The sequence below is a fragment of the Vibrio sp. 14G-20 genome (assembly GCF_026241515.1).
Lineage (GTDB): Bacteria > Pseudomonadota > Gammaproteobacteria > Enterobacterales > Vibrionaceae > Vibrio.
In genome coordinates, this window is record NZ_JAPHPW010000028.1 from 1 (window position 1) to 13,359 (window position 13,359).

The 13,359-nt window shown below is 44.9% G+C and carries 12 protein-coding genes; 7 read left to right on the forward strand and 5 right to left on the reverse strand.

Annotated features, from left to right (window positions below; translation table 11 throughout):
- Positions 1 to 1,135 precede the first annotated feature (1,135 nt).
- From OQJ75_RS19450 to hemC, 4 genes are read right to left on the reverse strand one after another with little or no spacing between them, the layout of a single operon-like run.
- A complete protein-coding gene (locus OQJ75_RS19450) occupies positions 1,136 to 2,317 on the reverse strand; it encodes a heme biosynthesis protein HemY (protein WP_265974594.1) in 1,182 nt (393 codons plus the stop codon).
- A complete protein-coding gene (locus OQJ75_RS19455; RefSeq protein ID WP_054548360.1) occupies positions 2,317 to 3,543 on the reverse strand; it encodes a uroporphyrinogen-III C-methyltransferase in 1,227 nt (408 codons plus the stop codon). Before OQJ75_RS19455 ends, OQJ75_RS19450 begins: the two co-directional genes overlap by 1 nt.
- Positions 3,544 to 3,562: 19 nt before the next feature.
- Positions 3,563 to 4,291 (reverse strand): uroporphyrinogen-III synthase, encoded by a 729-nt coding sequence (locus OQJ75_RS19460; protein ID WP_265974595.1) that lies wholly within the window; start codon positions 4,289 to 4,291, stop codon positions 3,563 to 3,565.
- 2 nt (positions 4,292 to 4,293) lie between these two features.
- Positions 4,294 to 5,232, reverse strand: coding sequence for a hydroxymethylbilane synthase (hemC, locus tag OQJ75_RS19465; protein ID WP_017633312.1), 939 nt, complete (start codon positions 5,230 to 5,232; stop codon positions 4,294 to 4,296).
- Between the two features lie 344 nt (positions 5,233 to 5,576).
- On the opposite strand from hemC, the gene OQJ75_RS19470 reads away from it, so the two are divergent.
- A complete protein-coding gene (locus OQJ75_RS19470; protein WP_265974597.1) occupies positions 5,577 to 8,105 on the forward strand; it encodes a class I adenylate cyclase in 2,529 nt (842 codons plus the stop codon).
- A 71-nt stretch (positions 8,106 to 8,176) separates the two neighbouring features.
- On the opposite strand, the gene cyaY is transcribed toward OQJ75_RS19470, so the two are convergent.
- The gene (gene cyaY, locus OQJ75_RS19475; protein ID WP_017633314.1) at positions 8,177 to 8,491 is read right to left on the reverse strand and encodes an iron donor protein CyaY; all 315 of its coding nucleotides are present in this window, start codon (positions 8,489 to 8,491) and stop codon (positions 8,177 to 8,179) included.
- A gap of 75 nt (positions 8,492 to 8,566) precedes the next feature.
- Here cyaY and lptM point away from each other — a divergent pair, with 75 nt between their 5' ends.
- From lptM to yigB, 6 genes are read left to right on the forward strand one after another with little or no spacing between them, the layout of a single operon-like run.
- Positions 8,567 to 8,683: an LPS translocon maturation chaperone LptM gene (lptM, locus tag OQJ75_RS22590; protein ID WP_017068592.1), complete on the forward strand. Its 117-nt coding sequence runs from the start codon at positions 8,567 to 8,569 to the stop codon at positions 8,681 to 8,683.
- Between the two features lie 42 nt (positions 8,684 to 8,725).
- The gene (lysA, locus tag OQJ75_RS19485) at positions 8,726 to 9,979 is read left to right on the forward strand and encodes a diaminopimelate decarboxylase (RefSeq protein ID WP_265974598.1); all 1,254 of its coding nucleotides are present in this window, start codon (positions 8,726 to 8,728) and stop codon (positions 9,977 to 9,979) included.
- Positions 9,980 to 9,990: 11 nt separating this feature from the next.
- The gene (dapF, locus tag OQJ75_RS19490) at positions 9,991 to 10,821 is read left to right on the forward strand and encodes a diaminopimelate epimerase (RefSeq protein ID WP_265974599.1); all 831 of its coding nucleotides are present in this window, start codon (positions 9,991 to 9,993) and stop codon (positions 10,819 to 10,821) included.
- A gap of 44 nt (positions 10,822 to 10,865) precedes the next feature.
- Positions 10,866 to 11,564 carry a DUF484 family protein gene (locus tag OQJ75_RS19495; protein WP_265974600.1) on the forward strand — a complete coding sequence of 233 codons (699 nt, stop codon included), beginning with the start codon at positions 10,866 to 10,868 and terminating at the stop codon, positions 11,562 to 11,564.
- On the forward strand, positions 11,533 to 12,465 hold the full coding sequence (xerC, locus tag OQJ75_RS19500; protein WP_248398142.1) for a tyrosine recombinase XerC: 933 nt from the start codon (positions 11,533 to 11,535) through the stop codon (positions 12,463 to 12,465). The genes OQJ75_RS19495 and xerC overlap by 32 nt, the downstream gene beginning before the upstream one ends.
- Positions 12,466 to 12,480: 15 nt before the next feature.
- Positions 12,481 to 13,197: a 5-amino-6-(5-phospho-D-ribitylamino)uracil phosphatase YigB gene (yigB, locus tag OQJ75_RS19505; RefSeq protein ID WP_265974601.1), complete on the forward strand. Its 717-nt coding sequence runs from the start codon at positions 12,481 to 12,483 to the stop codon at positions 13,195 to 13,197.
- Positions 13,198 to 13,359: the final 162 nt, after the last annotated feature.

The following is a 13,359-nucleotide window of genomic DNA, read 5'->3' on the forward strand; positions in this document are numbered from 1 at the left end:
TGTCACGCCGGGGGTCGCGGGTTCGAGTCCCGTCCACTCCGCCACTTATTAGAAAAGCCCTGCTAGAAATAGCAGGGCTTTTTTACATTTCAAGAAAAGTGTTTTGCCCTTCGGCCGAATGAGTCCTACAAAGGGTTTGCCTAAAGTCCGCAATCCCGTCCATTCCGCTACTTATTAGAAAGCCTAGTCTGACGACTAGGCTTTCGTCGTTTCTGGGGTATGAGTTTTAACTCTTGGTTTTGACTTCCGTAAAAGGTTGTTTTGGCTAGTAATCGTTGAATCGACGATTGATTAGAAAGCTGTGTTAGCAATAGCAGAGCTTTGCGATTATGGGCTCTAACATGACAAATTGATCTTAATAAATAAGTTAGCAGGAGTTTTCTAAGTAGCTGTGGCTTCTTAATTACTTCTGTTGAGTGATGATTAAGCCGCGCTTTAAACTTCGGAGTTTTGCTGTGTCTCAGAATTGATTTCGTCTAGAGTCTGAATACATTTACTTCTTCAATCTTAAACCAATAGGTTGGTTACGGAGGTAGGTCGGGTTTACGATATCCAACGCTTTGAGGTACATTACTGAAATGTAATTTTCATCTAATGATTCCAGTTGCTAAGTCCACTGTAATCTAGAGCTAATCTCTATCAAATGACAACTACTGCGAAACGTCTTTTCTTTCGGTACAAATCCAACCAAGTTATCTGATCGTTATGCCTTCAAAAATCTATATAAAGGTTGTCAGTCAGCTCAAATGGATTCTAAACAGCTTGTTTTATAGTTTGCTAAAACTACATACGGATAGATCTAACGTATCCCTCAGTGTTTTTTAGGAAACCTTGCGGGGGATTTCATGAAGATTTAACCTCATGACTTAAAATCAGTACTTATAAAGCATTAATAGCATTTGAAAACCCATGATCAAGATGTGTGACTTATGGATTGTTCCAAACTAGGTAGGTCTTATTAAAAATGGAAGGTGCTTCGGTCAGCAATAAGCTGGGTGTGGAGAATGGATTTGGATTGAACACTTTTACCATCGTCCCTAGTGTTTGCTTATTCGTACTGAGCAAGTTACTTAAGGTAAACAGTAGATACAAAAAAGCCGATGCTAGGCATCGGCTTCATGTTAGTTGTATCAGTTTAAGCTGGTTGAACGAGAGCGAGTGCCTTACGAGATACTTCGTGCGCTGCCTTCGTTAAGTTTTGCTTTTCTAGTGCATCAGATAGGTATCCGTAATCTGATACGTTTGAGCGAAGTGCTAGTGCTTTCTCGAAGTGGGTTTGTGCTTCTGCCCACTTCTGTTCTCTTAAGTAGAACTGAGCCAATGCGCTGTGTGCTTCGGCATTGCCACCATCTTTACTGATGGCGCGCTCTAGCATCACAACGACTGGGTGGTGATCGGCAAGGTTAAGCTCAGGAAGCAACATGTAGAGCTCATTTGAACCACTCTTCGCAATGTTCTCTTTGATCACTGTGAAGGCTTCTGAGTCAGCTTTGCGAGCGATCAGTTGCTTCACAAAGCATGAAACAAGGTGAGAGCTTTGTTTCTGCTTTCTTGAAAGCTTGTTCCAATGGCTGATTAAACCTTCGCTACCTTGCTGCTGTGCCACATCGTGAAGCAAGCCGCATTGTGCTTTTTGTTCTAACTCAACTTGCTCATCAGCCGTAAGAAGCTTGTTTTTAGCTAGCTTAGGCGTTAACTCTAGTAATGGCTGCCAGAGTTTAAGCTGAATGTAGGTGGCTTTTAATAGGCCAAGTACAGCGGTGTTATTAGGATATGTACCTTTTAAGGTCGAAAGTGTGTCGAATGCGGCTTCGTAGTTCGACTCACTGATCTGTTGTTTTGCTTTAGTTAGCTCAACGGCCAGTAGAGAGTTCTCTTGTTGGCTAGCGAGCTCGATGTACTTATCACGCTCACTCGTATTACCTTGTTCATGAGCAGCTTGAGAAGCGACTAAATAACAAAGCAGAGGCATGTCGTGATGATTAGCCCAACGAGTTACTTTCCTCTCTGCGCCTTTCCAATCACCTTCAAGAAGCTTGATGATGCCTTCATTGGTATAACGACGAGAGCGTTTTAGTTTACGAACACTGAACCAGTTCCAAGTCGTTGAGCTTGCGTACATAAGCTTTTTGAATAGGTACTCCAAGCCGAATAGAGCAGCTAGAAGAGCAATGACAAATATAACCAGTGTTGTCACACTCATCTCAATGGTCTTATTTGCTATCGAAATCAGGACATAACCTTGTTGACCTGAGAACTGGGTACCGACAACTAGTCCGGCACCTAGAACGAGAAAAAGAAAAATCCAGCGAATCATTATTTCTCCTCCGTGGTCATAACGGTCACTTCACGACGCAGGCGCTCACGTATAACATCTGACAACTCATTTTGAGACTCAAGTTTTACAGGGTATTTCACAGAGATATTCTGCTCACTTAACTGTTTAATCGCCTTCTCAAATTCAATCACTGAGTTGTTATCTTGGTTTAGGTACGCTTTCGACCACTCGCTAGCGGTATTAAGTGCTGCACTGTAGACATCACCTTGCTCTTTGTAGACAGCGCGAATTGCGGTCTCTAATTTGCCCTTGATATTCTCACGTAGGTAGAAGTGTTGCTCAGGAGAGAGTAGAGGGATGACTTCGCCATCACGACTACGGAAGGTGATGAAGTTTTCTGAGAAGTCTTTCATCGACGTCATCAGGTTGTTCTGCCAATCATTAATATCTTTCGATACCGCTTTTTTCTCAACAACTGCAGCTTCTGGAAGAATTGCATTGGCAAGCGGTAGCGTATCGACTTGCTGTTGTAGACTTGTGATGCGTAGAACTAAGCCATCGCGGTCGATAAGAGGGATAGTGCGAAGCTTAGTAATGTCATTGGTCATTGATTGGCGCAGTGATACTAAGCTTGGGTCATTTAGTGCTGCGATACGTTGATCGGCGCTTTCCATTAGTTTAGTTGCGCTAACGGCATCATGCTCAAGGAACAATTTACGACCTGCTAGTTTTACTAGGTAATCGGCTTCAGCAAGCAACCAGTCATTTGGTCGACGGCCTTTAACGTCAGCTACTGCTAACTGCAGACTTTGAATACTCTTTTGTTGCTGGGATTGTACGACCTGAGTTTTCTCCACGGCGTGAGAAGCTTCTTGGATAGTCTCTTGCTTGATGGTTTGCAGGTCTTTATTTACTGCAGATTGGGTATTTTGCAGTTGTGTTTGAAGAGCCGAGATTTGAGCCGAGTACTCAGCGCTCTTTTGCTGCATTTGAAATGCGATACCGCCACTGAAAATAATAGAAATAGCGATCGCAATAGCGCCTAGTTTGACACCGCGCTTACCTTGCTTTTCTGCTTTCTCGATTTGCTCTTTATGCTCAGCTTGAGGCTGTTCACTTTGAACCGTATTTGACGCAGAGGCATCAAGTTTTCTTTCAGGCTGTTTTGTCTCTGTAGATTCAGCTTTTTCGTTTTCAACAACTACTGGCTGAGTGTCTTGTTTTTTTTCAGGTTCAATATGCTCATTATTTTTTTTGCTTGTCATGCTTATTTCCTGTTTCTAGCTAGGGCCGGAGAGCAGCCAGTAATATTTGGTTCGTAGCACTGTGAGTATTGGTTACGTTCGAGAAACCGAGTTGTTGTGCTCGTTCTACTATGCGCTGGCTTGGGACAAATAGTTGTCTTGTTGAAAGCCAAGCCAAATACTCGTCAGGGGTTATTGAGCAGAGATACTCCAATTGTTCCTGACTAGTGATGACAACTTTTGATGTATTTTGGTTTACCCATGTTTGATAGGTATTGTGGTCGTTAATGGGAATATATTCTCTACGGTAGGTCTCACAATAAGAGACTTGTGCACCTTGATTGAGTAAAGAATCTCTAATGAGCTCACGCCCACCATTGCCACGTAGTATCAAAATGGATTTATTATCGACACCATTAAGTTCAGTAAGTTTAAGAAGATGTTCACTATCACTCACTTGAGGATAGTTTACTTTTTGTTTACAGACTTTGCTTAAAACGTGCGCAGTTTTTTGACCAACGCCAAGATAAAGCGGCGAAGTAGGCCAAATAGATGAGGTTTTGGAAAGGATGCTTTGAGCCGCGGTCACAGCATGGTGACTGACTGCAATAATGATATCGCTGTTATTGAGCTGACTGCTTAAATCCGCAGAGTCTGGATTATCAACGATACGAATAAGCGGATGATGGATTGCTTGAATCCCTTCATCCGCTAGTTGTTGGCAAAGCGATTGTCCCTCTGAGCCGGGACGAGTTACCAACACTGTCATGATTATTCTTGGTCTGCGTAAAGCTTGGTTAAGATTTCTCTCGCACCGTCATCCAGCAGTTGATTAGCCAGAGTAACACCCAGTGCTTCCGCATCTTTACGAGGGCCAGAGATCTCGCCGCGAACCATTTTAGAACCGTCAGGTTCTCCAACAAGTGCGCGCAGCCAGATGTTGTCGCCATCTAACAGTGAGTAGCTACCGATAGGTACCTGACAACCGCCTTCTAGAGTTAGGTTCATTGCACGTTCGCAAAGCACGCGATCGGCTGTGTCTTGGTGGTTTAGTGGTTCAAGAAGCTTAATCAGACGTTCATCATCAAGACGACATTCAATGCCCACAGCACCTTGGCCTACAGCCGGTAGAGACTGTTCTGGTTCGATAAAGCTACGGATACGCTCTTCAAGTTCTAGACGCTTAAGGCCAGCTGCCGCTAGGACGATAGCATCGTATTGGCCGTCATCGAGTTTGCCTAGACGAGTACCAACGTTGCCACGTAGTTCCTTGATGATTAAGTCAGGGCGGTATTCTAATAGCTGACATTGACGACGTAGGCTACATGTTCCCACGACAGCACCTTGTGGTAGCTCATCAATGTTGTTGTAAGTGTTTGATACGAAGGCATCACGAGGATCTTCGCGTTCACAGATCGTTACCAGACCTAGACCTTCAGGGAAGTCGACAGGTACATCTTTCATTGAGTGAACCGCAAGGTCAGCACGACCTTCTAGCATTGCCACTTCGAGTTCTTTAACGAACAGTCCTTTACCGCCAACTTTAGCAAGTGGTGTGTCTAGGATGATGTCACCTTTGGTCACCATAGTTACCAACTCAACCTCTAAACCAGGGTGAGCAGCTTGCAGTGCATCCCTTACAAAGTATGCCTGCCAAAGGGCAAGAGGGCTTTTTCTGGTTGCGATACGGATTGGTGCTGAATTTGTCATGGTGTTTCCGATATAGGTTCTGTAATAGCCTAATCCTACCATTGTGAGGCGAAAATTCTTACTGTTTGATCATTCCATGCTTTGATAGCTGAGAGATTTTCATGAGTTCACCAAAATAGTGTGATTGGTATCTCATTTGAAACATGGGCTATTATTAGAAATAGTCAATAAAGAGGACACTACGGCGCCGTGAGTTTAACTTTCTGTCATCAAGGAATTGGCTAGTATGACGGGTTCCTTTGCTTTACCATCAGGGGTAAAAGTGTTAAATTGATCACGTTTTGTTGCTGCTTTCGTTCAGTAACTAAACAGAAGTGCATTTAATCTCAAACCAAGGACTTACCTTGCAGGCTTACACTCAGACTTTGATTCAACGATTAGACAATCTAAATCAGCAGCGCATTGATCGTGCGTTGGCGTTGATGAATGTCCAAGGCCAGCGAGTTTTTAACCTAATCCCCGCACTTCTTCATTTCAATCACCCAATGATGCCTGGTTACTATGACCAACAAGTTCCTTTTGGAATTCGTAGCTTCACGTTTAATGAATTCCAAAAGCAATTTGTGTCTGATACCGAATTAACGCTTGGCGGAAAACTTACCAAGGCTGCTGAACCTGCAATCCTTGGTCTGTACACCATGGGTAGTACCTCTTCTATCGGTCAAAGCACCTCAAGTGATCTGGATATCTGGGTATGTGTTTCTCCTGATATGGATGGTCCAGCGCGCGATAGCTTGACGAACAAGTGCCTGCTGATTACCGACTGGGCTGAAACCTTAGGTGTTGAAGCTAACTTTTTCTTGATGGATGAACAGCGCTTCCGCTCGAACCATTCTGAAGAGATGACCGGTGATAACTGTGGTTCTTCACAGCACCTGTTATTGCTTGATGAGTTCTATCGTTCTGCCGTTCGTTTAGCTGGCCAACGCTTGTTGTGGCAAATCATTCCGCCAGAAATGGAAGAGTGTTATGACCAATACGTTCAAGGCCTATGTCAGGATGGTTATCTTGATTGTTCGCAGTGGATCGATTTCGGCAAGCTGAATCGCATTCCCGCGGAAGAGTACTTCGGTTCAAACCTGTGGCAGCTTTATAAGAGTATCGACTCACCGTATAAGTCGGTGTTAAAGGCGATCTTGCTAGAAGCTTATTCGTGGGAATATCCAAACACCCAACTCTTGAGTATCGATACTAAGCGCCGCTTCTTTGCGGATGAACCTGATCTGTATGGCATGGATAGCTACTATCTGATGCTAGAGAAGGTAACTCGCTACCTAGAGCGTATTAACGACCACACTCGTTTGGATTTGGTGAGACGTTGTTTTTATCTTAAGACCCACGAGAAGTTGTCGCGTGAAGCCGGTATCGGTTCTGTTGCATGGCGTCGTGAAGCCTTAACCGAGATGACTAAGTCTTGGAATTGGGGACAGGAAACCATTGCTGAGCTCGATAACCGCCGTAACTGGAAGGTTGAGCAAGTTAAAGTGGTGCACCATGCGCTGCTTGATGCCTTGATGCTGAGCTATCGAAACCTGATTCAATTTGCACGTCGTAACGACATCACATCGGCAATCAGTCCACAAGATATCAGTATCTTGGCTCGTAAGCTTTATGCTGCGTTTGAGGTGTTGCCGGGTAAAGTGACGTTACTGAACCCGCAAATATCTCCGGATCTGCATGAACCTGACTTGAGCTTTATTGAGGTTCGCCAAGGGCAATCCAATAAAGCGGGTTGGTACTTGTACAAACAACCATTGATTGCGCACCGTATTCTTGGCCAACCTTCGCTTGAGCACCATGAGTACTTAAGTAAGCTGGTTGCTTGGTCATTCTTTAATGGATTGATTACTGAATCGACACGTTTGCACTCTGTGGTTCGTGACGCTCACATTGATATCGATAAGTTCTATCAAATGGTGAGCGATCTGCGTAATACCTTCTCTTTACGTAAGCGCCGCCCAAGTATGCAGGCACTGGCGAGCCCATGTGAGATAAGCCAACTGGCGATGTTCATTAACTTCGAAAACGACCCGACTTCTGAGTTGAGTGGTCGTGCCTTGAAGGTTGATCTGAAGAATGCAGATATCTTCAGTTTTGGAGAAGAAGGTAAGAGCTTAGTCGGCAGTGTCGATTTGGTTTACCGTAACTCTTGGCATGAAGTACGTACGCTGCATTTCCAAGGTGATACGGCAATGCTAGATGCACTTAAGACAGTACTTGGCAAAATGCACCAAGATGCGTTGCCGCCAGAGTCGGTTGATGTGTTCTGTTACAGCAAAAACCTGCGCGGTGTGATGCGTAACATGGTGTATCAGCTGCTCGCTGAGTGTATCGACTTACGACTAAAACCGATTGAACCAGAGAAACGTCGTCGCTTTAAGGCTATCCGCCTAGCTAACAAGATGTTTGGTTTGTTCTTCGAGCGTCGTGGTGTGTCGGTACAGATGTTGGAAAACTCGGTCGACTTTTATCGTAGTATCTCAACTAACAAGTTGAAGGGGTCACCTTTACTGATGCTCGACAAAGAGCAAGAGTATCAATTGCCAGAAGTGGTGGATGGTTTTGCGAGTGAGGGCTTAATTCAGTTCTTCTTTGAAGATACCGACAAAGGTTTCAATATTTATGTATTAGACGAGTCGAATCAGGTTGAGGTGTATCACCAGTACAGCGGTGAAAAAGATGAGATGATCGCGAGTGTGAACTCTTTCTACACGTCGGTAAAAGATGAGTCGAAGATGTCGTCTAAGTTGATTAACTTTAATCTACCTCAGTACTACCAGATCGTTCATCCTGAAGAGGGCAACTCTTACGTAGTGCCTTACCGTAACGATGCGACGTTAGCTTCTCGGAGTTCAAAGATAGTGAACATCTAGGCTTATTAAGACTGATTGATATTAAAAAAGGAGTGATTGATTCACTCCTTTTTAGTTTTGCTTACAAATGATTAGACCCAATCGATCTCTTCACCTGCGTGCTTCACGCATTCTTCTTTCACCATCTCAAACAGCTCCATGCCCGTCTTAGAACATGTCCACTTGTCGTCGATTAATTTAAAGTGGAAACCACCAGATTTAGACGCCAACCAGATTTCTTTCATTGGTTCTTGGCGGTTAATGATGATTTGGCTGCGGTTCTCAAACTCCAGCGTCATCACGTTACCAGTCACTTCGTAATCAATATCTGCCTCTGATTCATCGATAGCTTCTTCGATATTTTGCATCTGTATATCGACCAGCTGATGAAATTCAGTCTCGTTCATCCTTTCTATCCTATTGCTTTTCCTGAGTGTGGTGCGATTATAGGGGGCATTGAGTTAATAATCACGATATGCAAAATGAAAAAATTAATTACTGCTCTATTTATGATGTCCGTTATTGGACTTTCTGGTTGTGGTCAAACGGGTCCTTTATACGATCCTGATGAAGTTCAGCAGACTGAACAATCACAATAAGTGAAAACACGCAGAAATCGTTATTTATAAGGGATAAGAACTTTGGATTACTTCAACTATCAGGAAGATGGCCAGCTTTGGGCTGAGGACGTCGCACTTTCACAACTAGCAGAGCAATATGGTACACCGCTGTATGTATATTCTCGTGCAACATTAGAACGCCACTGGAATGCGTTTGATTCATCGGTTGGTGAGCATCCACACTTGGTGTGTTATGCCGTTAAAGCTAACTCGAACCTCGGCGTATTGAACACTTTGGCTCGTTTGGGCTCAGGTTTTGACATCGTTTCTGGCGGTGAGCTAGAGCGCGTGGTTGCTGCAGGTGGCGATCCAGCGAAAGTTGTGTTCTCTGGTGTCGGCAAAACAGCCGCTGAAATGAAGCGTGCGCTTGAGTTGAACATTAAGTGTTTCAACGTAGAGTCTGAACCAGAACTAGAGCGACTAAATAAAGTGGCTGGTGAGCTTGGTGTTAAAGCGCCGATTTCACTGCGTATCAACCCAGACGTTGATGCCAACACTCACCCTTATATCTCTACTGGTCTGCGTGATAACAAATTTGGTATTGCCTTCGACCGTGCTCCAGCTGTTTATGCGTTTGCACAAACACTCGATAACTTGTCTATCCACGGTATTGATTGCCACATCGGCTCTCAGCTAACGGATATTGAACCTTTCATCGATGCAACCGATCGTCTGCTTGCACTAATCGACCAACTACGTGCTAACGACATCAACATCAAACACCTTGATGTCGGTGGCGGTTTGGGCGTGGTTTACCGTGATGAATTACCACCACAACCTTCAGATTACGCGAAAGCTTTGTTGGCTCGCTTAGACAATCATTCTGATCTAGAGCTGATTTTCGAACCTGGAAGAGCGATTGCTGCTAACGCTGGTGTATTATTAACGAAAGTCGAGTTCCTGAAGCCAACTGAGCACAAGAACTTTGCCATCATCGATGCCGCGATGAACGACCTAATGCGTCCAGCGCTTTACCAAGCTTGGCAAGATATTGTTCCAGTAAGCCCACGTCAGGGTGAAGCGGTGACTTACGACTTGGTTGGCCCTATCTGTGAGACGGGTGACTTCCTAGGTAAGGATCGCGACCTTGTTCTTGAAGAAGGCGATCTACTGGCCGTTCGTTCTGCTGGTGCTTATGGCTTTGCTATGTCATCTAACTACAACACTCGTTCGCGTGCGGCTGAAGTTATGGTTGATGGCGATAAAACTCACTTGGTTCGTCAGCGTGAAGAGCTTACGAGTCTGTGGGAACTTGAAAACATTCTTCCGGAGTAATTTTAAGCGTTATGCACTTCCACTTTTCTAAAATGCATGGTTTGGGCAATGATTTCATGGTCGTGGACTGCATTACTCAAAATATTTTCTTTTCTCCAGATTTGATCCGTCGTTTGGCGGATCGTCACACTGGCGTGGGCTTTGATCAGCTACTTGTGGTTGAGGCTCCCTATGATCCAGAAACTGATTTCCATTACCGCATATTCAATGCGGATGGCAGTGAAGTGGAGCAGTGTGGCAATGGTGCACGTTGTTTTGCACGATTCGTTCGCATGAAAGGCTTAACGAATAAGTACAGCATTAACGTCAGCACCAAGAAAGGTAAAATGGTTCTCAAGATTGAAGAGAATGACCTGATCACCGTGAACATGGGTATTCCTGAGTTCGAACCCGGTAAGATTCCATTCAAGGCCAAGCAGCCAGAGAAGACGTATATCCTAAGAACGGATGTACACACCTTATTCTGTGGTGCGGTAAGCATGGGTAACCCACATGTGGTTACCGTGGTTGATGATGTCGACACGGCTGATGTGGACACCTTGGGCCCACTACTTGAATCACATGAACGTTTCCCTGAGCATGTTAATGCTGGCTTTATGCAGGTCGTTAACCGTGAAGAAGTTCGCTTGCGTGTTTACGAACGCGGCGCGGGTGAAACTCAGGCATGTGGCAGCGGAGCGTGTGGCGCAGTTGCAGTGGGTATCACTCAAGGCTTACTGGCTGAGAATGTGAAGGTTCGTCTACCAGGCGGTGACTTACACATTAGCTGGCAAGGCCCGGGTAAACCACTGTTCATGACTGGCCCTGCAACGCATGTGTTTGATGGGCAACTTTCTTGCTAATAACGATCCAAAACAAATAGATTCATAAAAATAAAGGATAGGTTTTGTCTTACGTTGAAGCCGACGCACTCACCGCAGAAGTGGTCGCGGAATATTTACGTGATAACCCAGATTTTTTCCAAGACCGAAAAGATTTGGTTGATCGCCTTGCTATCAATAACGTTGAGCAGGGCGCTGTTTCTCTGGTTGAGGTTCAGCTTAAACGCCAGCGTCATCGAATCGAAGAGCTTGAAGAAGAGATCACTGGCTTGATGTCGTTGGCGGCAAATAACGATAAAACCTTCTATGAGTTTATGGACCTGCAAGCGCAAGTGCTGAAATGCAGTGATTTCATGCAGGTGATAAAAGCCGTTGAACAAAAAGCGTTAGATCTTGGGCTTAAGGCTCAGGTTCGAATTCTTTCGCAATCTGGCTTTTATCAGTTGAGTGCTGAGGGTTACTCTAAGTTTTCGCTTAACCACTTCAACGGCAAAGATGCTTATCTTGGACGCTTGAGAAAAGCCGACAGACACGATTTGTTTGGTGATTATCCAGTTCCAGAGCTAGGCTCTTATGTAGTACTACCACTTGCTAAGCAGTCTCCATTGGGGTTGCTCGCCTTTTCTAGTGAAGATGGCGGACATTTCCAACCCCATATGGATACGCTCTTTTTACGCCATTTAGCACTTGTTGTCGCTCATTTGGCGGACACCTTACCTTGGCAGATAAATAATGAGCCTAGAGCCCAAAATACCTCTTCCTAACAGCCTTCAAAAGCCACTTTCTCGCTTCTATGAATATCTCCGAAGCGAGAAGGGACTCAGCCTACACACCCAACGTAATTACAAACAACAACTTGAAACCATGGCCGGTCATTTAGTCACGCTAGGGCTGAAAGACTGGGGTCAAGTCGATGCGGCGTGGGTCAGACAGCTGGCCAGTAAAGGCATGCGTGAGGGAATGAAGGCGAGCAGCATTGCAACGCGCTTATCTTCACTGCGCAGCTTCTTTGATTTTCTTGTGTTGCGTGGAGAAATGACCGCCAATCCAGCCAAAGGTGTCTCAGCACCTCGCAAACAACGTCCTTTGCCTAAAAATCTCGATGTCGATGAAGTGGGTCAACTGCTTGATGTGAATGAGGACGATCCATTATCGATTCGTGACCGAGCGATGATGGAAGTTATGTATGGCGCGGGATTACGATTGGCCGAACTGGTCGGTATCAACCTGAGAGATGTGTTGGCTCGACAAGGCGAAATTCGAGTGATTGGTAAGGGTGACAAAGAACGCAAAGCGCCTTTTTCTGGTTTAGCCAAAGAGTGGGTCGATAAATGGCTCAAAGTCCGTGGTGAATTGGCTTCACCGGGTGAAAGCGCGCTGTTTGTCTCTAAGCTTGGGACTCGTATCTCTCACCGTAGTGTGCAAAAGCGTATGGAAGAGTGGGGCAAGAAGCAAGCAGTCGCGAGCCACATCAGCCCGCATAAACTGCGTCACTCGTTTGCAACGCATGTGCTTGAATCAAGCCAAAACCTTCGTGCTGTTCAAGAGTTGCTTGGTCATGAAAACATCTCGACGACCCAAGTGTATACCCACTTAGATTTCCAACACTTAGCACAAGCTTATGATCAGGCTCACCCGAGAGCTCGTAAGAAGAATAAAGATTAGATTTAAGGGGTTATTATGCGAATTTATCGAGGGTTAAAGCCTATCAAAGCCATGACCTTTGACTTGGATGACACCCTGTATGACAACTGGCCTGTGATCATGAAGGTTGAGAAAGAGATGGCACAGTGGCTATATCAAAAGCACCCAGTGTCGGCTTCTTTATCGCTCGAAGAGTGGCAGGGCATTAAGCAGCAAGTCGCCTCTGAAAACCCAGCTTTAAAACATGATGTCACCGTGTGGCGTGAAACTCAGATTAAAAGCGGTTTGCTGCAACTGGATTACTCTCTGCAGCAAGCAGAACAAGCAGCTCGAGAAGGTATTGAGCATGCCTTGTGGTTGCGTAATCAAGTCGATGTGCCTCAAGAAACGCATCGAGTGATGGCAGAACTTAGCCAACGCATTCCTTTGGTTGCGATTACCAATGGCAATGTCGATCCACATAAAATTGGTTTAGGGCAGTATTTTCAACTAATCCTTAAAGCTGGCCCAAACGGTAGAGCAAAACCTTACCCAGATATGTTTGATAAAGCGCAACAATACTTAGATGTTGATGCCATCAACATTCTTCATGTCGGCGATCACCTTAGAACGGATGTTTACGGAGCTAAGCAAAATGGCTTCCAAGCATGCTGGTTTAATGACATTGGTTCCAATTTATACCTCTCTTCGAAGGCGAGTGTGCTGCCTGATGTTGAAATAGAGCAACTTAGCGATCTCATGCGACTAATTTAAAGACCTCTGTAAGCTTATTGTGTCGCATTTATGATATTGAATTGTTACATTAGTCGCAATTAAATGCCTGTTTAGGCTAGGATAATTGGCGACTACTTTTTATCGATTCATTTCAGTCATAGCAGTGGTTGCGGGTTCTTCACTTCACTCTATTTCGATCAA

What these genes read in the sequence shown, in the direction of transcription:
- OQJ75_RS19450 (WP_265974594.1), bottom strand. Translation starts at nt 2,317, where the DNA reads ATGATTCGCTGGATTTTTCTTTTTCTCGTTCTAGGTGCCGGACTAGTT.
- OQJ75_RS19455 (WP_054548360.1), bottom strand. Translation starts at nt 3,543, where the DNA reads ATGACAAGCAAAAAAAATAATGAGCATATTGAACCTGAAAAAAAACAA.
- OQJ75_RS19460 (WP_265974595.1), bottom strand. Translation starts at nt 4,291, where the DNA reads ATGACAGTGTTGGTAACTCGTCCCGGCTCAGAGGGACAATCGCTTTGC.
- hemC (WP_017633312.1), bottom strand. Translation starts at nt 5,232, where the DNA reads ATGACAAATTCAGCACCAATCCGTATCGCAACCAGAAAAAGCCCTCTT.
- cyaY (WP_017633314.1), bottom strand. Translation starts at nt 8,491, where the DNA reads ATGAACGAGACTGAATTTCATCAGCTGGTCGATATACAGATGCAAAAT.
- lptM (WP_017068592.1), top strand. Translation starts at nt 8,567, where the DNA reads ATGAAAAAATTAATTACTGCTCTATTTATGATGTCCGTTATTGGACTT.
- dapF (WP_265974599.1), top strand. Translation starts at nt 9,991, where the DNA reads ATGCACTTCCACTTTTCTAAAATGCATGGTTTGGGCAATGATTTCATG.
- xerC (WP_248398142.1), top strand. Translation starts at nt 11,533, where the DNA reads ATGAGCCTAGAGCCCAAAATACCTCTTCCTAACAGCCTTCAAAAGCCA.
- yigB (WP_265974601.1), top strand. Translation starts at nt 12,481, where the DNA reads ATGCGAATTTATCGAGGGTTAAAGCCTATCAAAGCCATGACCTTTGAC.